General features: G+C 71.6%; 21 protein-coding genes. 11 read left to right on the forward strand and 10 right to left on the reverse strand.

The window, feature by feature from the left end; genetic code table 11:
• Positions 1-109 precede the first annotated feature (109 nt).
• Both ACWDS7_RS35375 and ACWDS7_RS35380 read right to left on the reverse strand, forming a co-directional pair.
• On the reverse strand, positions 110-892 hold the full coding sequence (locus ACWDS7_RS35375) for an enoyl-CoA hydratase-related protein (protein ID WP_451932801.1): 783 nt from the start codon (positions 890-892) through the stop codon (positions 110-112).
• A 13-nt stretch (positions 893-905) separates the two neighbouring features.
• Positions 906-1,688, reverse strand: a complete 783-nt coding sequence (locus tag ACWDS7_RS35380) for a PaaX family transcriptional regulator (RefSeq protein WP_451932802.1) — start codon at positions 1,686-1,688, stop codon at positions 906-908.
• A gap of 189 nt (positions 1,689-1,877) precedes the next feature.
• Between ACWDS7_RS35380 and ACWDS7_RS35385 the strand changes: the two genes are divergently transcribed.
• Both ACWDS7_RS35385 and ACWDS7_RS35390 read left to right on the forward strand, forming a co-directional pair.
• Positions 1,878-2,045: a DUF3117 domain-containing protein gene (locus ACWDS7_RS35385; protein WP_012894793.1), complete on the forward strand. Its 168-nt coding sequence runs from the start codon at positions 1,878-1,880 to the stop codon at positions 2,043-2,045.
• A gap of 176 nt (positions 2,046-2,221) precedes the next feature.
• Positions 2,222-3,688 carry a leucyl aminopeptidase gene (locus tag ACWDS7_RS35390; protein ID WP_451932803.1) on the forward strand — a complete coding sequence of 489 codons (1,467 nt, stop codon included), beginning with the start codon at positions 2,222-2,224 and terminating at the stop codon, positions 3,686-3,688.
• Here the strand turns inward: ACWDS7_RS35390 and ACWDS7_RS35395 are convergent.
• A complete protein-coding gene (locus tag ACWDS7_RS35395; RefSeq protein WP_306864123.1) occupies positions 3,678-4,328 on the reverse strand; it encodes an O-methyltransferase in 651 nt (216 codons plus the stop codon). The two genes, ACWDS7_RS35390 and ACWDS7_RS35395, sit on opposite strands and share 11 nt — an antisense overlap.
• A 171-nt stretch (positions 4,329-4,499) precedes the next feature.
• Here ACWDS7_RS35395 and sigE point away from each other — a divergent pair, with 171 nt between their 5' ends.
• The 5 genes from sigE to ACWDS7_RS35420 all read left to right on the forward strand — a co-directional run bounded on the left by sigE (position 4,500) and on the right by ACWDS7_RS35420 (position 8,845).
• Positions 4,500-5,132, forward strand: coding sequence for an RNA polymerase sigma factor SigE (sigE, locus tag ACWDS7_RS35400; RefSeq protein WP_306864126.1), 633 nt, complete (start codon positions 4,500-4,502; stop codon positions 5,130-5,132).
• 52 nt (positions 5,133-5,184) lie between these two features.
• Positions 5,185-5,715, forward strand: coding sequence for an anti-sigma factor family protein (locus ACWDS7_RS35405; RefSeq protein ID WP_451932804.1), 531 nt, complete (start codon positions 5,185-5,187; stop codon positions 5,713-5,715).
• A complete protein-coding gene (locus ACWDS7_RS35410) occupies positions 5,712-6,725 on the forward strand; it encodes a sigma-E factor regulatory protein RseB domain-containing protein (RefSeq protein ID WP_451932805.1) in 1,014 nt (337 codons plus the stop codon). The genes ACWDS7_RS35405 and ACWDS7_RS35410 overlap by 4 nt, the downstream gene beginning before the upstream one ends.
• Positions 6,726-6,820: 95 nt before the next feature.
• On the forward strand, positions 6,821-8,368 hold the full coding sequence (locus ACWDS7_RS35415) for a S1C family serine protease (RefSeq protein WP_451932806.1): 1,548 nt from the start codon (positions 6,821-6,823) through the stop codon (positions 8,366-8,368).
• 105 nt (positions 8,369-8,473) lie between these two features.
• Positions 8,474-8,845 (forward strand): sec-independent translocase, encoded by a 372-nt coding sequence (locus tag ACWDS7_RS35420; RefSeq protein WP_306864137.1) that lies wholly within the window; start codon positions 8,474-8,476, stop codon positions 8,843-8,845.
• Between the two features lie 110 nt (positions 8,846-8,955).
• Here the strand turns inward: ACWDS7_RS35420 and ACWDS7_RS35425 are convergent, their stop codons facing one another.
• Complete coding sequence (locus tag ACWDS7_RS35425; RefSeq protein ID WP_451932807.1) at positions 8,956-10,098, reverse strand: Mrp/NBP35 family ATP-binding protein; 1,143 nt, start codon at positions 10,096-10,098, stop codon at positions 8,956-8,958.
• 269 nt (positions 10,099-10,367) lie between these two features.
• Between ACWDS7_RS35425 and ACWDS7_RS35430 the strand changes: the two genes are divergently transcribed.
• Positions 10,368-10,841: a MarR family winged helix-turn-helix transcriptional regulator gene (locus ACWDS7_RS35430; protein ID WP_451932808.1), complete on the forward strand. Its 474-nt coding sequence runs from the start codon at positions 10,368-10,370 to the stop codon at positions 10,839-10,841.
• Here ACWDS7_RS35430 and ACWDS7_RS35435 read toward each other — a convergent pair.
• Together ACWDS7_RS35435 and ACWDS7_RS35440 are read right to left on the reverse strand one after the other, a co-directional pair.
• Positions 10,838-11,338 carry a DUF1003 domain-containing protein gene (locus ACWDS7_RS35435; protein WP_306864146.1) on the reverse strand — a complete coding sequence of 167 codons (501 nt, stop codon included), beginning with the start codon at positions 11,336-11,338 and terminating at the stop codon, positions 10,838-10,840. The two genes, ACWDS7_RS35430 and ACWDS7_RS35435, sit on opposite strands and share 4 nt — an antisense overlap.
• Positions 11,331-12,572, reverse strand: a complete 1,242-nt coding sequence (locus ACWDS7_RS35440; RefSeq protein WP_451932809.1) for a magnesium transporter MgtE N-terminal domain-containing protein — start codon at positions 12,570-12,572, stop codon at positions 11,331-11,333. Before ACWDS7_RS35440 ends, ACWDS7_RS35435 begins: the two co-directional genes overlap by 8 nt.
• A gap of 132 nt (positions 12,573-12,704) precedes the next feature.
• Here ACWDS7_RS35440 and ACWDS7_RS35445 point away from each other — a divergent pair, with 132 nt between their 5' ends.
• Complete coding sequence (locus ACWDS7_RS35445) at positions 12,705-13,649, forward strand: EamA family transporter (RefSeq protein WP_451932810.1); 945 nt, start codon at positions 12,705-12,707, stop codon at positions 13,647-13,649.
• On the opposite strand, the gene ACWDS7_RS35450 is transcribed toward ACWDS7_RS35445, so the two are convergent.
• Positions 13,624-13,989, reverse strand: a complete 366-nt coding sequence (locus ACWDS7_RS35450) for a hypothetical protein (protein ID WP_451932811.1) — start codon at positions 13,987-13,989, stop codon at positions 13,624-13,626. The genes ACWDS7_RS35445 and ACWDS7_RS35450 overlap by 26 nt on opposite strands.
• Positions 13,990-14,050: 61 nt before the next feature.
• Positions 14,051-14,620 carry a biotin transporter BioY gene (locus ACWDS7_RS35455; protein ID WP_306864159.1) on the reverse strand — a complete coding sequence of 190 codons (570 nt, stop codon included), beginning with the start codon at positions 14,618-14,620 and terminating at the stop codon, positions 14,051-14,053.
• A gap of 159 nt (positions 14,621-14,779) precedes the next feature.
• Here ACWDS7_RS35455 and ACWDS7_RS35460 point away from each other — a divergent pair, with 159 nt between their 5' ends.
• Entirely contained in the window at positions 14,780-15,721 is a 942-nt protein-coding gene (locus tag ACWDS7_RS35460) for an HpcH/HpaI aldolase/citrate lyase family protein (protein WP_451932812.1), read from the forward strand.
• 31 nt (positions 15,722-15,752) lie between these two features.
• Here the strand turns inward: ACWDS7_RS35460 and ACWDS7_RS35465 are convergent, their stop codons facing one another.
• Positions 15,753-16,313 (reverse strand): DUF6529 family protein, encoded by a 561-nt coding sequence (locus tag ACWDS7_RS35465; protein ID WP_451932813.1) that lies wholly within the window; start codon positions 16,311-16,313, stop codon positions 15,753-15,755.
• Positions 16,313-16,987, reverse strand: coding sequence for a hypothetical protein (locus ACWDS7_RS35470; protein ID WP_451932814.1), 675 nt, complete (start codon positions 16,985-16,987; stop codon positions 16,313-16,315). Before ACWDS7_RS35470 ends, ACWDS7_RS35465 begins: the two co-directional genes overlap by 1 nt.
• A 478-nt stretch (positions 16,988-17,465) precedes the next feature.
• On the opposite strand from ACWDS7_RS35470, the gene ACWDS7_RS35475 reads away from it, so the two are divergent.
• Positions 17,466-17,928 (forward strand): DUF397 domain-containing protein (locus ACWDS7_RS35475; RefSeq protein ID WP_451932815.1); only part of this gene is annotated, 463 nt, incomplete at its 3' end.

Here is a 17,928-nt window from a genome sequence, read left to right on the forward strand (position 1 = left end):
CCGGGACCAGGCCGGGCTCACCGACGGGGAGCTGGGCACGGCGCTGCTGTACATCGGTGCCGGGGCGCTGCCGGCGATGCTGCCGGTGCCGTCCGGCGCCGGGCGGGACCTAGCGGCCCTCGAAGACGGGACGCTCCTTGTTGAGGAAGGCGCGGGTGGCCTTCAGGTGGTCGTCGGTCTTGGCGCAGGCGTCCTGGAGGTCGGCCTCCATGGTCAGGGCGTCGGCCAGGGAGCTGCTGGCGGCATACTCCAGGGCGCGCTTGGTGGCCGCGTAGGCGCTCGTCGGGCCCTGCGCCAGCCGTACGGCCAGCGCGCGGGCCGCGGCGGCCAGCTCGTCGGCGGGGACGACCTTGGAGACGACCCCGAGCTCCAGCGCGCGGGCCGCGTCGAAGGGCTCGCCGAGCAGCAGGAGCTCGGCCGCGCGGGCCGGGCCGACCAGGCGCTGCAGTGTCCAGGAGGCGCCGGAGTCGGGGGCCAGGCCGATGGCGGTGAAGGCCATCGCGAACTTCGCCCTGTCGGCGGCGATCCGCAGGTCGCAGGCGAAGGCCAGGGAGGCGCCCGCGCCCGCGGCGACGCCGTTCACCGCCGCGACGACCGGCTTGCCCATCTCGGTGATGGTGCGGATGATCGGGTTGTAGCGCGTGCGCACGGTGTCGTTCAGGCCGCGGCCCGCCTCCAGGTTGGCGGCGTGCTCGTTCAGGTCCTGGCCCGCGCAGAAGGCCCGGCCCGCCCCCGTCAGCACCACCGCCCGCACGCTGTAGGCCTGCGAGGCCATGGTCAGCGCCTCAAGGAGGCCGGCCTTCGCCCGTTCGGTCAGCGAGTTCATCGCCTCCGGCCGGTCGATGGTGATGGTGGCGACGGCGTCGTCGACGGAGTAGAGAACGTCGTTCAACGGAAGGCTCCTTCTACGGATCGGTGAGATGGCGGTCGACGAACGCGGCGGCGCGGGGGAGCAGCCGGGCCGCCTCCTGCTCGAAGTATGCTCTGGCCTTCTCACCGGGCCAGTCAGGCGGCAGGAGGTCGGCGGGGAGCCCGGGGTCGCGGAACAGGAAGTTGCGCCAGCCGTGCAGCAGCCTGCTGCGGGTGGCGAACACCTGGTCGTCGGCGGCGTCGCGGGGCAGCGCGTCGATCAGGTCGACCGCCTGGGCCAGCCACTTCTCGTAGGCCGCGCCGATGCCGTCAAGGTCCCACGTCCGGGCGACCAGCGCCCTGGGGTCGCCGTCGAGCACCGCGTCGAACCGGTCGGCGCGGACGTCCTCGGCGGCCAGGAGCGGGCCGAGCTCGGGGGAGGGGCGCGGGCCTATCCAGGTCGTCTCCGACAGCGGGGCGTATCCGAGAAAGGCGAGGTCGGCCTTGAGCCGGTCGCGCCGGGGCCGCTCGCGCACCGGCTCGACCACGAGCACGTGCCACCGGCCCGTCCAGGTGATCGTCCCAACTCGGTAAATTCTCAACGCCGTCTCGTCGAGACGGCGCACGCACTTGGGGGTGACCTCGTAGCCGGGGCCCTGGGGCAGGCGGGCGGGGACCAGCCAGTCCTGCCGTACCATCCGCGAGACGGCGGTGCGGACGGCGGGAGCGGCGATATCCAGAGGTGCGAGCAGCCGCACGAGGGCGGCTACGGACGCGCGACCGCCCCGGGACCGCAGGTGGTCCCCGTACAGATCGAACAGAGCGGCGCGGGCGTTCACGAGGACAAGTTTGGCCGTCTGAAGGGTCTCGGACAACGGTCTTGATTGCCCGATGAGTCGATGCTGGGGCTGATCGTTCCCATTCCCAGCGCGGAGACGGGATAATAGGACATCACAGAAGACGTGAATGCGTCGGCCACCCTCGGGTCAGTCGGAGATCCGGAGCCCGAAGCAGGAAGGGATACACGCATGGCGGCTATGAAGCCGAGGACCGGTGATGGTCCGCTGGAGGTCGTCAAAGAAGGCAGGGGAATCGTCATGCGGGTCCCTCTGGAGGGTGGCGGCCGGCTCGTCGTCGAACTCTCGGCAGACGAAGCCAGTGCCCTTGGCGAGGAATTGAAGAAGGTCGTCGTCTGATCCCGATCTGAGATTCAAGCGGTGTGGCCGGGTCTTTTCGATCTTGCTTGGAGCGCGCGACAGCCGCTACGGCCCACGCGACCGCGACCGATGAACACGGCCCTGGCCGTCGGACCGCCCAACGGCGGCTCGCGCCAGGGCCGCGGTGTTCTCCCCGGATGATGACTGGAGTTCGCATGCCCATATCGCCCTATTCACTACTGCCTCGCACTCCTTACGGGCAGGGTCTGTCCGCCGGAGCGGTCTCCCGGGAGGGCGGGGGCGCCGAGAGCCCCGCCGCCGAGGACGCCCGGCTGCTCGCGGTCCCCTTCGGGGCCGACCTCGCGCCCGAGGTGGAGCTACCGTTGCCCGCCGCCGCGCTGCTGGCCCACTACGAGGCCAAGGGGGAGGCCGGGGAGATCGTCGACGTCCCCGTCGCCAACGGCGACGCCGTCGGCCGGGTGCTGCTCTACGGGGTGGGGGACGGCTCGGCCGCCGCCCTGCGCAAGGCCGGCGCGGCGGTGGCCAGGCGGGGCAAGGGCAAGGACGCGATCAGGGTCGTGCTGCCGGAGGGGCCGGTGGCCGCGTTCGTGGAGGGCGCGCTGCTGGCCACCTACACCTTCCGGATCGGCGAGGCGAAGTCCACGCCGGTGGCGCTGGTCGAATTCGTCGGCGACGGAGCCGAGGCCGAGATCGCCAGGGGCGAGGTGGTCGCCAGGGCCGTCGCGCTCGCCAGGGACCTGGCCAACATGCCCTCCTCGGTGAAGACCCCCGCCTGGCTCGCCGAACGCGCCCTGGAGCAGGGCGTCACCGCGAAGGTGTGGGACGAGCAGGAGCTGCGCTCCGGCGGGTTCGGCGGCATCGTCGCCGTCGGCCAGGGTTCGGTGAGCCCGCCCCGCCTGATCCAGCTCTCCTACGAGCCCGAGGACGCGACCGGGCACGTGGTCCTGGTCGGCAAGGGCATCACCTACGACACCGGCGGCCTGTCGCTCAAGCCGACCGAGGGCATGAAGTTCATGAAGACCGACATGGCCGGTGGCGCGGTCGTGATCGCGGTCCTGGGCGCGCTGGCCTCCCTCGGTGTGCGGGTCAGGGTCACCGGCCTGATCGCCGCCGCCGAGAACTCCTTCTCCGGCACGGCCCAGCGCCCCTCGGACGTGATCACCCAGTACGGCGGGCGGACCGTCGAGGTGCTCAACACCGACGCCGAGGGCCGCCTGGTGATGGCCGACGCGCTGGCCTACGCCGACGCCGAGCTCGACCCGGACGTCATGGTGGACATCGCCACGCTGACCGGGGCGATCGCCATCGCCCTCGGCAAGGACCTGGGCGCCGTCTTCGCCTCCGACGACGATCTGGCCGCCGAGCTGACCGCGGCGGGCGAGAGCACCGGCGAGCGGCTCTGGCGGATGCCGCTGATCGACGACTACGTCCCCGCCCTCGACTCCAGCGTGGCCGACCTGGCCAACATCGAGGTCGGATCGTCCTACGGCGCGGGCTCCATCACCGCGGCGCTGTTCCTGCGCGAGTTCACCGGCAAGCGGCCGTGGGCGCACCTGGACATCGCCGGGGTCGGCCGCAGCAGCGCGGACGAGGGCGTCTTCAGCAAGGGCGCCACCGGCTACGGCGTGCGCCTGCTGCTGGAGTGGCTCTCTAGTCGGTGAGTTTGACGGCGGCCAGGATGCCGTCGCCGAGGGGGATCATCAGCGGGCGGAGCCGTTCGTCGGCCCGGACCAGCTTGCCCAGCTCCCGCACGGCGACGGTGTCCGGGTCGCGCCGGGCGGGGTCGGCGACCCTGTTGTGCCACAGGGTGCCGTCGAAGACCACGATGCCGCCGGGGCGCAGCAGGCGGACGGCCTCGGCCAGGTAGTCGCCGTACTCATGCTTGGCGGCGTCACAGAAGACCAGGTCGTAGCCGCCGTCGGACAGGCGGGGCAGGACGTCCAGGGCACGGCCGGTGATCAGCCTGATCCGGCCGCCGGAGAAACCCGCCTGGGCGAAGCTCTGCCGGGCCAGGCGCTGGTGCTCCGGCTCCACGTCCACGCTGGTGAGCGTGCCGTCCTGGCGCATGCCACGGAGCAGCCACAGGCCGGACACGCCGCAGCCGGTGCCGATCTCCACGACCGCGCGGGCGTTGACGGCGGTGGCCAGGAAGCAGAGGGCGGCGCCGCCGCCGGGCAGGATCGGGGGCGCTCCCACCTCCGCGCCGCGCTGACGCGCGGTGAGCAGAATCTCGTCCTCCGTGTGGAACTCTTCGGCATAGGCCAGAGTGGCCTCCAACGGACTTGTCGGCGTCTCTGCCATCGGCCTCTCCTCCCGCTTTCTCCGTACACAGTCATATAGGCACTGGGTCGCAGCCTAAGGGAGGCAGGCCCGATCGGGAACTCATGTCACGCCCGGTGCGTTGCACGGTTTAAGCGGCCTTTGCCGGTCCTGAAGGTAGTGAGTGCGCACGAAGGGACGAAACCAGGCACTATGGCGATAGCGGTGGTCCCGGAGAGAGGAGTGCTGGTGGAGGATTCCGACCACCAGACGGATGCTCCCATGTCTGACTGGACGCCTCCCACCTGGGAGGAGGTGGTCAGGAATCACTCGGCACGCGTATACCGGCTGGCCTACCGGCTGACCGGCAACGTGCACGACGCCGAGGACCTCACCCAGGAGGTGTTCGTCCGGGTCTTCAGGTCCCTGTCGAACTACACGCCAGGCACCTTCGAGGGCTGGCTGCACCGCATCACCACCAACCTGTTCCTCGACATGGCGCGGCGCAAGCAGCGCATCAGGTTCGAGGGGCTCGCCGACGACGCGGCCGAGCGGCTGCGCGGGCGCGAGCCGTCCCCCGCCCAGGCGTACGACGACACCCATCTGGAGCCGGACATCCAGGCGGCACTCGACGCGCTCGCGCCCGAGTTCCGCGCGGCCGTTGTCCTGTGTGACATCGAGGGGCTGTCCTACGAGGAGATCGCCGCCACGCTGGGTGTGAAGCTCGGCACGGTCCGCAGCCGCATCCACCGCGGCCGGGCGCAGTTGCGCGAGGCGCTGGAGCACCGCGCGCCCCGCGGCGACCAGTTCCCCCCGACCGCCACCCGCGGGGAGGGATTCGCATGAGAGACCACAGTCATGACGAATGTCACGACGGGCCGCTTGGCAAGGAGTGGGCATGAGTCATCTTGGAGAGCGTGTTTCCGCACTGGTCGACGGTGAGCTCAATCACCATGAGCGCGACCGTGCCCTGTCACATCTGACCTTCTGCGCGGACTGCCGGGCCGAGGTCGAGTCCGTGCGGGCGTTGAAGAGCCGGTTGCGATCTCTGGACGGGCCGGCGATGCCCGCCGACCTGACGATGTCGTTGCTGCGGATGGCCGAGCCCGGCGGCCCGTTACCGCCGCGTGAGCGGCCCTTCCCGACCTCGCGGACGTTCGGCGGCGCGCCGATCCCGAGCATGCACAGCATCGCGCCGCCGGACAACCGGCCCCGGGGCCGCGCCGGAGGTCCCCGCCGGGCGAGGCGGGCGGGCTATGTCGCGGTGGGCGTCGCCTCCGCCGCCGTGGCGATCGGCACGCTGTTCGTCGTGGGCGGCTCCGAGGCCGGCCCGCGCGTCGTGCCGCCGGTCGACATGTTCGCCAACCAGCACCGCAACACCGCGCCCTACGGAGGGTCGGCGACGCCGACCTTCTCGCCCACTCCGTGATCCGGCTGCCCGTCACCGTCGTCCTCGCGGCCGTCATGCTGCTCGGACTGGTGATGGGCGGTCCGGCGCACGCCGTCCAGCCGGACGAGTCCGACAGCGACGACACCGGCCTGCACCTGCTGCGCGAGGCGGCCGTCGCGGGCCGTGCCCGCGGATACTCCGGCACCCAGTACGTCACCGCCTGGGGCCGTTCGGCCGCGGTCTCCTCGGTGCTGGAGGTCCGCAACGTCCCCGGTGAGGGACTGACCGTGCACGCCCAGCCGTCGGGCCTCCTGCAGCGGGTGGACCCCGGCACCCCCGCCGGCGGCATGTCCACCCCCTCCGAGACCATGCTGGAGGTGCTGGCCCGCAACTACCGGGTCGTGGCCGTGGGTGAGGGGCGCGTCTGCGGCCGGCCGGCCCGCCTCGTCCACGCCGTGCGGGCCGACGGCACGGTCGCCGCCCGCTACTGGCTCGACGAGGCCGGGGGGCCGGTGCTGCGCCGGGAGCTCCTCGACGGCCGCGGCAGGGTCGTCCACGCCGGCGCCTTCGTCGACCTGACCCTCGATCCGGCGCGGGAGGTCGCCGCCCCCGCGCTCACCGCCGGGGGGTTCGACCTCGGGCGGACACCCGCCCTGCGCGCCCGGGGCTGGCGTTTCCCCGACCTCCTGCCCGGCCGCCTGGAGCTGTTCGCCGCCCACGACGCCTCTCCTGGATACTTGTATCTGGGATATTCGGATGGCTTGTCAGTCGTGTCGGTCTTCATCCAGCCTGGGGTGCTTGATGAAGAACGGCTCCGCGGGTGGCATGCTCGACAGCGCAACGGGCATACGATCTGGATCCGGGACTCAGCCGAGCAGGAGACGATCTGGGCGAGTGGGGGTCATGTCTACACCGTCTTCGCGGACGCTCCGGCCGACATGGTCGACGCCGCCGTCGCGGCGCTGCCGCACGAGCCCCTGCCCAGCCTGTGGACACGGCTCGGCCGGGGCGCCGACCGTCTCCTGTCCTGGGTCAACCCCTTCGGGTAAGGCGCGCTTTACATCTCTCGTATCCCACTCAGGGGAAGATTGTCGGGGCGTCCCAGTGAGTGGCCTCATGCGAGGCAAGGAATGGTGAATATTCGATGACCGACGAGAGCCGTACCCACGAGGCGCACGGTGCTGAGGGGCGTACGCCGTCGGATTTCACCGACGACAGAGGCCAGGCCCCGGAGCCCTCCCGCCCGGACTTCCTGCCCGCCGGCGAGGCGGCCCCCTCATACGACGGGCAGCCCCGCGACGACGGCTGGAGCCAGTTGGGTGAGCAGCCGGGCCAGGGCAGGTGGGGCCAGGGCGGGCAGCAGGGCGGCACCGGGCTGCCCGGGCCCGACGACCGGGGCGAGCGGCCCGGCCAGGGCGGCTGGGGCGACCCGTCGGGCCGGGTGCGCCCGGACACGGCGGTCTTCGCCGTGCCGGGGAGCCCGCCTCCCCCGCCCTCCCAGGCGTTCGGCATGGGCCCCGGCTGGGCGCCGCCTCCCGGCCCCTTCGCGGGCGTGGCGGTCCCCGCCCGGCGCGGGCCGCGCACCAGCACGCTGGTCGTCCTCGCCGTGGTGATCGCGCTGCTGGCCTCGACGTTGGGCAGCGTCGGCACCTACCTGCTCACCCGGCCCTCCGTCTCGGGCCGCGACCCCTCCTTCACCCTGGGCAAGGCGCCGACCGGCACCAACTCCCGGCCCCCGGACTCGATCGCCGGGGTGGCCGCCAAGGTGCTGCCCAGCGTGGTCTCCCTGGCCGTCGACGGCGGCACCAGCGCGAGCACCGGCTCCGGCTTCCTGATCAAGGGAGGCTACGTGGTGACGAACAACCACGTGGTCGCCGCGGCCGCGCCGGGCGGTGAGATCCAGATCCAGTTCAACAACCGCAAGTCCACCGCCGCCCGCATCATCGGCCGTGACCCCGAATCCGACCTCGCGGTGGTCAAGCCCGAGGAGACCTTCGGCGCCCCGGAGATCAGCCTCGGCAACTCCGACAACGTGGTCGTCGGCGACCCGGTGGTGGCCATCGGCTCCCCGCTGGGCCTGGTCGGCACCGTCACCTCCGGCATCGTCAGCTCGCTCAACCGCCCGGTCCAGGCGGGGGAGGAGAACAGCTCCGACACCACCTGGCTCAGCGCCATCCAGACCGACGCCGCCATCAACCCCGGCAACTCCGGCGGTCCGCTGGTCAACGCCAACGGCGAGGTCATCGGGGTCAACTCGGCGATCGCCACCCTCGGCAGGTCGGCCGGTGGCCAGAGCGGCAGCATCGGCCTCGGCTTCGCCATCCCGGTCAACCACGCGCGCCGCATCGCCGAGGAGCTGGTCACCACCGGCGTCGCCAAGAAGTCGCGCATCGGCATCACCATCGACCAGACCTACCAGGGCGCCGGGGTCCGCATCGACAGCGAGGTCAGGCAGGGCACCCGCCCGATCGAGCCGGACGGCCCCGCCGACAAGGCGGGTCTCAAGCCCGGTGACGTCATCCTGGAAGTCAACGGCACGGTGGTGCAGGACAGCACCGAACTGATCGCGCTGATCCGGAACAAGGCGCCCGGCGAGAAGTTGGCGATCAAGTTCCAGCGCGGTGGCCAGGAGAAGACGGCCACTGTGGTCGTCGGCGCGGCGGCCGCCCAGCCCACGCCCCAGCCCTCCTGACCAGCGACGTGCGGGTGCATGCTAGGGCTTGAGGGCATTAGTCTGGAAGCTCTCCGGGTGTATGCCCGGGGAGCCGCCCTAGCGTTGTCCCGGTAGGAGATCACCGTGTTCGGACTCGGCTGGCCTGAGATCGTGGCGCTGGTGGTCATCGCCCTTCTCGTCTTCGGCCCGGAGAAGCTGCCCCAGGCCGCCGCCCAGGCGGGCAAGACGCTGCGCAACCTCCGGCAGATGGCCAACAACGCCAAGAGCGACCTGCAGGCCGGGCTGGGCCCGGAGTTCGCCGACTTCGACCCGGCCGACCTCAACCCGAAGAACTTCGTCCGCAAGCACCTCACCGGTGACCTGGAGGACGACTGGAACCGCCCCGCGGCCGCCGCGGCGGCCACGGCCCCGGCCTACACCGACTCCTACGCGGCCGAGGCGGCCGGTGAGCTCGGCTACGGCGAGCTCCCGCCGTACGACTCGGAGGCGACCTGACCCCGGCCCTGACGCGGGCTCCGACCCGGACCCCGGGCCGGCCGCGGCCCTGACATGACGAGAGGCGCCCTCCTCCCCGAGGAGGGCGCCTCTCGCTGTCCGCCGTGCGGTCAGCGGCCCCTGGTGGGGGAGATGCCGAGCTGCAGGCCCTTGAGGCTGCCCGACTTCTTGCTCAGACCGGCGGCGATGCGGCCCAGCTCGACGGCCGCCGGGGCGTCGGGGTCGCTGAGCACCAGCGGCTTGCCCTCGTCGCCGCCCTCGCGCAGCCGCATGTCGATCGGCACCTGGCCGAGGAGCGGCACGCGGGCGCCGAGGGTGCGGGTGAGCGCGTCGGCCACGGTCTGGCCGCCGCCCTCGCCGAAGACGGAGATCCGCTCGTCGCAGTGCGGGCAGGGCAGCCAGGACATGTTCTCGATGACGCCGGCGATCTGCTGGTGGGTCTGCACGGCGATCGACCCGGCCCGCTCGGCCACCTCGGCGGCGGCCTGCTGCGGGGTGGTCACCACGAGGATCTCGGCCGACGGCATCCGCTGCGCGACCGAGATCGCGATGTCGCCGGTGCCCGGGGGCAGGTCCATCAGCAGGACGTCGAGGTCACCCCAGTAGACGTCGGCCAGGAACTGGTGCAGCGCCCGGTCCAGCATCGGGCCGCGCCACACGACCGGGGTGTTGCCCTCCGGCTTGAACATGCCGACCGAGATCACCTTGATGTCATGCGCCACCGGCGGCATGATCATGTCCTCGACCTTGGTGGGGCGCTCGGAGACGCCGAGCATGCGGGGGATGCTGTGGCCGTAGATGTCGGCGTCCACGACGCCGACCTTGAGGCCGTTGGCGGCCATCGAGGCGGCCAGGTTGACGGTGACGGAGGACTTGCCGACGCCGCCCTTGCCTGAGGCGACCGCGAAGACACGGGTCAGCGAGCCCGCCTGGGCGAAGGGGATCTCCTTCTCGGGTCCCCTGTTGCCGCGCAGCTTGGTCTGCAGCGCCTTGCGCTGCTCGGTGCTCATCACGTCCATCTCGACCTGGACGCCGCTCACACCGTCGATCTTGGAGACCGCGGAGGTGACGTCACGGGTGATGGTGTCCTTCATGGGACAGCCCGACACGGTGAGGAAGATCCCGACGCGCACCATCCCGTCGGGGGAGATGTCGACGCTCTTGACCATGTCGATTTCGGTGATCGGCCGACGGATCTCAGGGTCGTTGACGGTCGCGAGAGCGGCCATCACCAGTTCCGGGGTAGGTGCCATCGAAATGTCGGCAACAGACCGCCACCCTGAGGCGACGGGAGGATGCCGTCCCTCCTTGTCTATTTGTCGTCCAGACGTTCTTGGGCAGGGCTCATACGTCACGACGCCCATGTGGCCTAGCGAGAGGCCGCTCCCGGGACGGGAGCGGACAAGTCACAGACCCATGGTATGAACCCGGCGGCCCGGAGAGGAATTCCGGCATCCGGCTGTGACATCTGATCCGGACAATTCGCTGTGTAGATGCGCGTGCAACGTTCTAAGGTTACTCCGTGACCCTGACGGCAGGCGAGTCAAGAGAGATCCTCAGCTCCGGGGAGCTCGCGCTGTGGCGCATGCTCCAGCGGGCCCAGGTGCGCATCACCCGGGTCCTGGAGGCCGACCTCCTGGTCGAGCACGACCTGGCACTGGCCTCCTACGACGTGCTCGCGCACCTGGCGGAGTCGCCCGGGCGGCGGCTGCGGATGAACGACCTGGCCGACCGGGTGCTCCTGTCGCGCAGCGGCCTGACCCGGCTCATCGACCGCCTCCAGCGTGACGGCCTGGTCGAGCGCGAGGCCTGCGCCAGCGACGCGCGGGGCCTGTTCGCGGTCCTCACCGACGGCGGCGCCGTACGGCTGGCCGAGGCCACCCCCACCTACCTGCGCGGCATCCGCGCCCAGTTCCTGGACGTCCTCGACGCCGGGGAGCTGCATCAGTGCGCGGCGATGCTGAACAAGCTCTTCCCCGGCCCCGAGCCCGTCTAGCGGGCCTCCCTGGAGTGGGGGGCGGCCGCGGGCGCGTACGGCTCCTGGAGCTCCTCCTGCAGGCGCTGCAGCTCCGAGCGGATGTAGTCGCGGGTGGCCACCTCGCCGAGAGCGATGCGCAGCGCCGCGATCTCCCGGGTCAGATACTCCACGTCGGCCTGGTTCCGCTCGGCCGCGCTGCGGTCGAGCTCGTTCTGGATCCGGTCCCGGTCGTCCTGCCGGTTCTGGGCGAGCAGGATCAGCGGCGCCGCGTAGGACGCCTGGAGCGAGAGCATCAGCGTGAGGAAGATGAACGGATAGGGGTCGAAGCGCCACTCCTGCGGGGCGAAGACATTCCACAGGACCCATACCGCCACGAAGACGGTCATGTAGACCAGGAACCTGGCAGTGCCGAGGAACCGGGCTATCTGCTCCGACAGCCGGCCGAAGGCCTCCGGGTCGTAGTGCGGGCGCAGGCGCAGGCCCTGCTGCCTGGGCTGGTCCAGCCGATCAACCACGGTCCGCCTCCGCCCCGTGGTCCTGTTCCCGCCAGTCGTCGGGGAGCAGGTGGTCGAGCACGTCGTCCACGGTGACGGCGCCGACCAGGCGGCCGACCTCGTCCACCACGGGCACCGCCATCAGGTTGTAGGTGGCCAGGTAGGAGGTCACCTGGTTCAGGGTGAACTCGGGCCTGATCGGATCGATGGAGGTGTCCATGACGCCGCCGAGCATGACGGACGGGGGCTCGCGCAGCAGCCGCTGGAAGTGGGCCAGGCCGAGGTAGCGGCCGGTGGGGGTCTCGATGGGCTGGCGGGTCACGTAGACCTGCGCGGCCACCGTCGGGGTGACCTCCCGCTGGCGGATGTGGGCCAGGGCCTCGGCGACCGTGGCGTTCGGGGGGAGCACCACGGGCTCGCTCGTCATGATGCCGCCCGCGGTGTCCTCCGGGTAGATCAGCAGCCGCCGCACCGACGCGGCCTCCTCCGGCTCCATCAGCGCCATGAGCGTCTCGGCCTGCTCGGGCGGGAGGTCCTGCAGCAGGTCGGCCGCGTCGTCGGGGTTCATCTCCTCCAGCACGTCGGCGGCCCGCTCCGGCGACAGCCGGCTCATGATGCCGATCTGGTCGCGTTCGGGGAGCTCTTCGAGCACGTCGGCCAGCCGTACGTCGTCGAGGGCCGCGGCCACCTCGACGCGCCGCTTGTCCGGCAGCTCGTGCAGGGCGCTGGCCAGGTCGGCCGCGCGCATCGTCTCGAAGGCGAACAGCAGGTTGGCCGCGCCCTGGTCCTTCTGGACCGCGCCGAAGCCCCTGACCTCGGACCACTCCACGATCTTGGTGGGGCCGCGCCGCCGCAGCCCCAGGCCCGAGCCGCCCTTGACCACCGCCACCTTGGTGATCACCCACTCGGCGCGCCGGGTCTCCTCCATGGCCAGGTCGAGGACCGTCATCCGCTCGCCCTCGACCTCCACCTCAAGGTCGAGGATCTCGCTGATGGCCAGCGTCTCGGTCGCCCGCTGCTCGAACCGGCGCACGTTGATCCGGCCGCTGAAGACGACGGACCCGGCCTCGATGCCCCGCACCCGGGTGATGGGCAGGAAGACCCGCCGCCGGGTCTGCACCTCGACGACCAGCCCGTGCACGCGTGGCGGCGCGGTGCCGGCGATGGACACCACCACGTCCCGCACCCGCCCGATCTGGTCACCGGCCGGGTCGAAGACCGGGGTGCCGGCGAGCCGTGCGATGAAGATCTTCACATTTGAAGCGTAGGCCGCATCCCGGATCCGCCGGTTCAAGGCACGCTCACATTTCGGACGCCCACTTGCCCCGATCCAGCCTGTCATGACAGCATCAAAAGCTATATACGGTAATTACGTAGGTGGTGTTCTATGAGGCGTGCCGGCCTGTTGGTCGCGTTTGCGTCGTCCTGGTGTTTCGCCTTCTCCGGACCGATGGCCAAATATCTGGGGGCCGCCGGGCTGGCGCCGCTGGAGGCCGTCTGGGTGCGGATGGCCGGCGCCGGGCTGCTGCTCGTCGGCGTCCTCGCGGTCACCAGGCCCCACGCGCTGCGCATCCCGCGCTCGCGGCTGCTGTTCTTCCTGGCCTACGCGGTGGTCGCGGTGGCCGGGGTGCAGGCGCTGTACTTCGCGGCGATCACCCGGCTGCCGGTGGGCGTCACCCTGCTGATCGAGTTCACCTCGCCGGTGCTGGTCGTGCTCTGGGTGCGGTTCGTCCGGCGGGTACGGCTGCCGCGCGCGGCCTTCGTCGGCGCCGTGGTCGCGGTGATCGGGCTCGGCATCGTGGTCGAGGCGTGGTCCGGCCTCGCCCTGGACCCGGTGGGCCTGCTGCTGGCCATCGGCGCGGCGGCGTGCTGCGCCGGATACTTCCTGCTCAGTGACGGCTTCGGCGACGACGTCGACCCGCTCGGCCTGATCGCCTGGGGCCTGGTGGGCGCGGCCGCGGTGCTTGCCCCGATCTCCCAGCCGTGGAACATCCCGTGGGAGGCGTTCACCCGGAGCGCGGCTCCCGCGGGTGGCTACGCGCTGCCGGCGCTGGCGGCCGTGGCCTGGATGATCGTGGTCGCCACCGTCCTGGCCTACATCCTCGGCGTCACCGCGGTCCGCCGGCTGTCGGCCGCGATCGGCTCCACGGTGGCCTCCCTGGAGGTCATCGCCGGAGCGGTGATCGCCTGGATCCTGGTGGGGGAGGCCCTCGGTCCCTTCCAGATCGCCGGCGGCCTCATCGTCCTGTCCGGCGCCTACCTGGCCCAGCGGGCCACGGCCGACCTGCCGTCGACCCCGGTGGAGATCAGAGATCCGGTCCACGCGGCGTGAGCCGTACGACCTGTGAGCGGGCGGCCCAGCGCTCGGTCAGGCCCGCGCCGTCGACGGCGTTGAGCCGCTCCTTGGCGAGCGCGGCCACCGCCTCGGCGGCCTCCGCCTGGTCCACCACCTCGACGGAGGCGTCGAAGACGACCAGCCGTCCGCCGTTGTCCTTGCTCCGGAGCGTCACCTGGACCTGGCCCGACCCGGCCAGGCCGGGCAGCGACTGCTCGCCGCCGCCGGTGACCACGTAGATCGCGCCGTCGTGCCAGGCGTGCCAGGCCAGCCGGGGCCGGTCCAGGGCGAGCCACAGGACACCCGACTTCTTGGCCCCTTCTTCGATCACACCCATGAGACGAATGTACGGCCTGCCCCTCCCGAGCCGGAGGGGCAGGCCGTGCACGGTCACCGGATCAGCGGCCGGAGAGCTTCCACGCCGCCGGCAGCAGGCCGGCCGCGATGGCGATCTTGAGGGCGTCGCCGGCCAGGAAGGGGATCACGCCCGCGGCGAGCGCCTTGCCCAGACCCAGCCCGGTGACGGCCATGAGGACAGGCAGGCCGAAGGCGTAGATCGTCAGGTTGCCGAGGACCATCGTGCCGACCGTGCGCGCGACGGTGCGGTCACCGCCGCGCTCGGCCAGCTTGCCGACGATGGCGGCGGCGGCGATGAAGCCGATGACATAGCCGAAGGTGGCACCGCCGAAGCCCGAGGTGCCACCCTGGAACCACGGGACGCCCGCGATGCCGACGAGCGTGTAGAGGACCATGCTCAGCACCGCGCGGTTCATCCCGAGGGCCGCGCCGACCAGCACGACCGCGAACGTCTGACCGGTGACCGGGACGGGCCACATGGGGAAGGTGAGCTGCGCGGCCAGGCCCGTCAGGGCGGCGCCGCCGAGCACGAGCGCGATGTCGCGGACGCGGGAACCCGGGATGAGGTCGGACAGTACGGCGGGCCGGGCCACCGAAGAAGCGTTTGCCATCGTGAATGTCTCCCTTACCGATGCTTGATACCTATTGTTCGGATACCTCAGACAAGAGTCGTACGAGATCGGCGCCAAGAACAGAGCAGGGTCTTTGTATGAGGACCATAGAGCGGCCCGGCCTGCCGCTCGGGGCGGGGTGGCCGCTAGCGTGTGCCCATGCGCTCGCGACGTTCGTGCCTGGCGGTGCCCGGCAGCAACCCTCGCTTCCTGGAGAAGGCCCAGGGCCTGCCCGCCGACGAGGTCTTCCTCGACCTGGAGGACTCCGTCGCCCCGCTCGCCAAGGAGGGGGCGCGCAAGAACATCGTGGCCGCCCTGCGTGAGGGCGACTGGTCGGGCAAGACGAGGGTCGTGCGGGTCAACGACCTGGGCACGCAGTGGACCTACCGGGACGTCATCGAGGTCGTGGAGGGCGCGGGGGAGTTCCTCGACTGCCTCATGCTGCCCAAGGTGGAGGACCCGGCCCAGGTGCTCTGGCTCGACACGCTGCTGACCCAGATCGAGAAGGCCAACGGGCTGGAGGTCGGCCGGATCGGCGTCGAGGTCCAGATCGAGAACGCCCGGGGCCTGGTCAACGTGGACGCCATCGCCGGCTCGTCCCGGCGCCTGGAGACGCTGGTCTTCGGCCCCGCCGACTTCATGGCCTCGATCAACATGCGGACCCTGGTGGTCGGCGAGCAGCCGCCCGGCTACACCGAGGGGGACGCCTACCACTACATCCTGATGCGCATCCTGATGGCCGCCCGCACGCACGACCTGCAGGCCATCGACGGCCCATATCTGGCGATCAAGGACCTGGACGGCTACCGCCGGGTGGCCGGACGGGCCGCGGCGCTCGGCTTCGACGGCAAGTGGGTGCTCCACCCGACCCAGGTCGAGGCCGCCAACGAGGTGTTCTCGCCCTCCCAGGACGACTACGACCGCGCCGAGCTGATCCTCGACGCGTACGAGTACTACACGACGGTCGAAAAGCGCGGCGCGGTCATGCTCGGCGACGAGATGATCGACGAGGCGTCCAGGAAGATGGCGCTGGTGGTGGCGGCCAAGGGCCGGGCCGCGGGCCTCGGGCGCACCACCGCCTTCACCCCGCCTGCGGCGTGACCCCGATCGTGGTGAAGAACCACAGCGACGCCTACAGCGTGACCCCGATCGTGGTGAAGAACCACAGCGACGAGGTCAGCCAGAGCCCGGTCAGGGCGGTGAACGCCAGCCCGCCGAGCACCGGCAGGGCCCAGCCGGGCAGCCCGCGCCTGGGCAGTGCCACCATCTTCGCGGCGAACACGCCGTAGAAGAAGCAGCCCAGCAGCGAGTGGGCCATCACCCGGGGCGTGTCGAACTGCGCGCCCAGCGCGTACAGGCAGTGGAAGGCCACCGGGACCGTCAGCAGGAACGCCGCCCGGCCCGACCAGCGGTGCAGGGGGCCGATCCACGGCGCGTCCAGCTTGATCCGGCCCCACATGACCAGGGCGGACAACAGCTGGACCAGCGCCAGCAGGAAGGCGCCGGTGGTGAGCCAGGACTTCATCGCCAGCGGCCCGGAGAACCCGGCGGGGCCGACCGCGTAGCCGGTGGCGAGATGGACGCGGCCGTAGATGCCCAGCCCGACCGCGATCAGGCCGCCGACGGCGAGCGGCGCGAGCAGCAGGGCGAGGCTCCGCCCGCGCGGGACCTGCGAGACCTGTGTGTCATTCATCAGAACTCTCCAATGAACTCGTCGACGTCCTTGGGGTCGACCTCCTGGCCGTTGACGGTCGCGTTCTCGCCGGGCTCCGGGATCGCCACGTCGGCCGGGCTGCCGTCGACGAGGGTCAGCCCGACCCGGCTGCCGTCGTCCAGGTAGATCCAGCCGGCCCGCACCTTCGCGCCGCGGACGATCGCGCTCGCCCGGTAGAGCCCGGAGGGCTTCTTCACGGTGGGCGCGCCGAAGTCCCACCGCCTGCCGCCGAACCTCAGCTCCCCGGCCGCCCCGCCGCCGCCGAGCCGGGCGACGACGGAGGCGCCGCCCCGCCCGGACAGGGTGACCCGGCCGTCGGCGGCCCGGCCCTTGAGCCAGGACTCGATCCTGCCGTCGCAGAAGTAGGCGATCGCCCTGCCGTCGCGGACGGAGATGGCGATGAGCCCGCCGTTGCCCTTGACCCGCCCGGCGTAGTCGGCCTTGGCCGGGGTGGGCCTGGCGGTCTCGGTGGCCCCGGAGGCCCGGGTGGCCTCGGGGGTGGCCGGCGCCGGCGAGGCGGCCGCAGCGTTGGCGGAGGCGTCCCGCGCGCCCGCGTCCTGCGCCGCCGGTGTGGTGATGACGCTGAGCGCGCCGAGTGCGACGGCTGTCGCCGCTCCGGCCGCCAGCGTGTGGACGGGCCCCAGCCGTTTCATCGTCTGCTCCCTGGGGTGGTGGTTTCCTGTCCTCAGGTGTACGCCTGCCGGACGCCGGCGTCTGTGAACTAATCCGCACAAGGACGGGGCCGGCGGGAGCCCGGCATGGTGCGCCGCCGCGGAGAGCGATCTCCGGATTACTGGACAAACAGTGATAATTCCGGCGCTGCGCCGATAAATCTGACTAGAGAGGTCTCGTCAGCGCGGCTCCGACGTGTTGCTCTGGACTGTGTACGGCAGGCCCCGGTCCCCCGGCCGGGGCAGGTGATCGTTCCGGTGGAACAGGGTAGGAGTAGGGTCGCGTGCGATTCGCCGCTCCCATAGGGGGTTGCGGTGGAGTGTCACGGTGACGGCTGGAACGGTCCGGGGTGACGGCCCCGGGCGCAGAAGGGCTCCCTACAGGAGGTGCTGAGCGTGGCCCCGGGCCCCCACGACCCGCGCCCGCGAGAGTGGCCGGCGCACGACGACGGCGCCCACGGTGACGCGACACCCGAAAGCAGGCCCCAGGAGTCCCAGGAGTCACCGCCGACGATCCAGCACTCCCCGCCCGGGCCCTCCGACGACACCCCCAGGGGCATCCCGCTGGCCTCCCCCTGGATGCTCCCGCCGTTCGCCTCGCCCACCCCGGACGACAGCGAGCCCCTCCAGGCCCGTCCGGAAGGCCTGGGCGGCGAGCGCCGCCGCCCCCACACCCAGCCCTACGCCGCGCCCCCGGCCGACCCTCCCGCCGGCCCCTCCAACGCTGCTCCCCGTCCTTCAGCCGGTCCCTCCAACGGTCCTCCCGGTCCTTCCGGTCCTTCCGCCCGCCCCTCCAACGGTCCTCCCCCCGACCCCTCCGGCGCGGGGCCTCCAGTGGCAGGTCTCAAGCCGGTGCAACAACGGCTCCTGCGTGGAAATCGCCCGGCTTCCCGACGGGGGCGTGGGCATGCGCGACAGCAAGA

The sequence above is a fragment of the Streptosporangium sp. NPDC003464 genome (genome assembly GCF_053588315.1).

What these genes read in the sequence shown, in the direction of transcription:
- ACWDS7_RS35425 (WP_451932807.1), bottom strand. Translation starts at nt 10,098, where the DNA reads ATGGCACCTACCCCGGAACTGGTGATGGCCGCTCTCGCGACCGTCAAC.
- ACWDS7_RS35415 (WP_451932806.1), top strand. Translation starts at nt 6,821, where the DNA reads ATGACCGACGAGAGCCGTACCCACGAGGCGCACGGTGCTGAGGGGCGT.
- ACWDS7_RS35385 (WP_012894793.1), top strand. Translation starts at nt 1,878, where the DNA reads ATGGCGGCTATGAAGCCGAGGACCGGTGATGGTCCGCTGGAGGTCGTC.
- ACWDS7_RS35455 (WP_306864159.1), bottom strand. Translation starts at nt 14,620, where the DNA reads ATGGCAAACGCTTCTTCGGTGGCCCGGCCCGCCGTACTGTCCGACCTC.
- ACWDS7_RS35460 (WP_451932812.1), top strand. Translation starts at nt 14,780, where the DNA reads ATGCGCTCGCGACGTTCGTGCCTGGCGGTGCCCGGCAGCAACCCTCGC.
- ACWDS7_RS35395 (WP_306864123.1), bottom strand. Translation starts at nt 4,328, where the DNA reads ATGGCAGAGACGCCGACAAGTCCGTTGGAGGCCACTCTGGCCTATGCC.
- ACWDS7_RS35405 (WP_451932804.1), top strand. Translation starts at nt 5,185, where the DNA reads ATGAGTCATCTTGGAGAGCGTGTTTCCGCACTGGTCGACGGTGAGCTC.
- ACWDS7_RS35445 (WP_451932810.1), top strand. Translation starts at nt 12,705, where the DNA reads ATGAGGCGTGCCGGCCTGTTGGTCGCGTTTGCGTCGTCCTGGTGTTTC.
- ACWDS7_RS35390 (WP_451932803.1), top strand. Translation starts at nt 2,222, where the DNA reads ATGCCCATATCGCCCTATTCACTACTGCCTCGCACTCCTTACGGGCAG.
- ACWDS7_RS35470 (WP_451932814.1), bottom strand. Translation starts at nt 16,987, where the DNA reads ATGAAACGGCTGGGGCCCGTCCACACGCTGGCGGCCGGAGCGGCGACA.
- ACWDS7_RS35450 (WP_451932811.1), bottom strand. Translation starts at nt 13,989, where the DNA reads ATGGGTGTGATCGAAGAAGGGGCCAAGAAGTCGGGTGTCCTGTGGCTC.
- ACWDS7_RS35465 (WP_451932813.1), bottom strand. Translation starts at nt 16,313, where the DNA reads ATGAATGACACACAGGTCTCGCAGGTCCCGCGCGGGCGGAGCCTCGCC.
- sigE (WP_306864126.1), top strand. Translation starts at nt 4,500, where the DNA reads ATGGCGATAGCGGTGGTCCCGGAGAGAGGAGTGCTGGTGGAGGATTCC.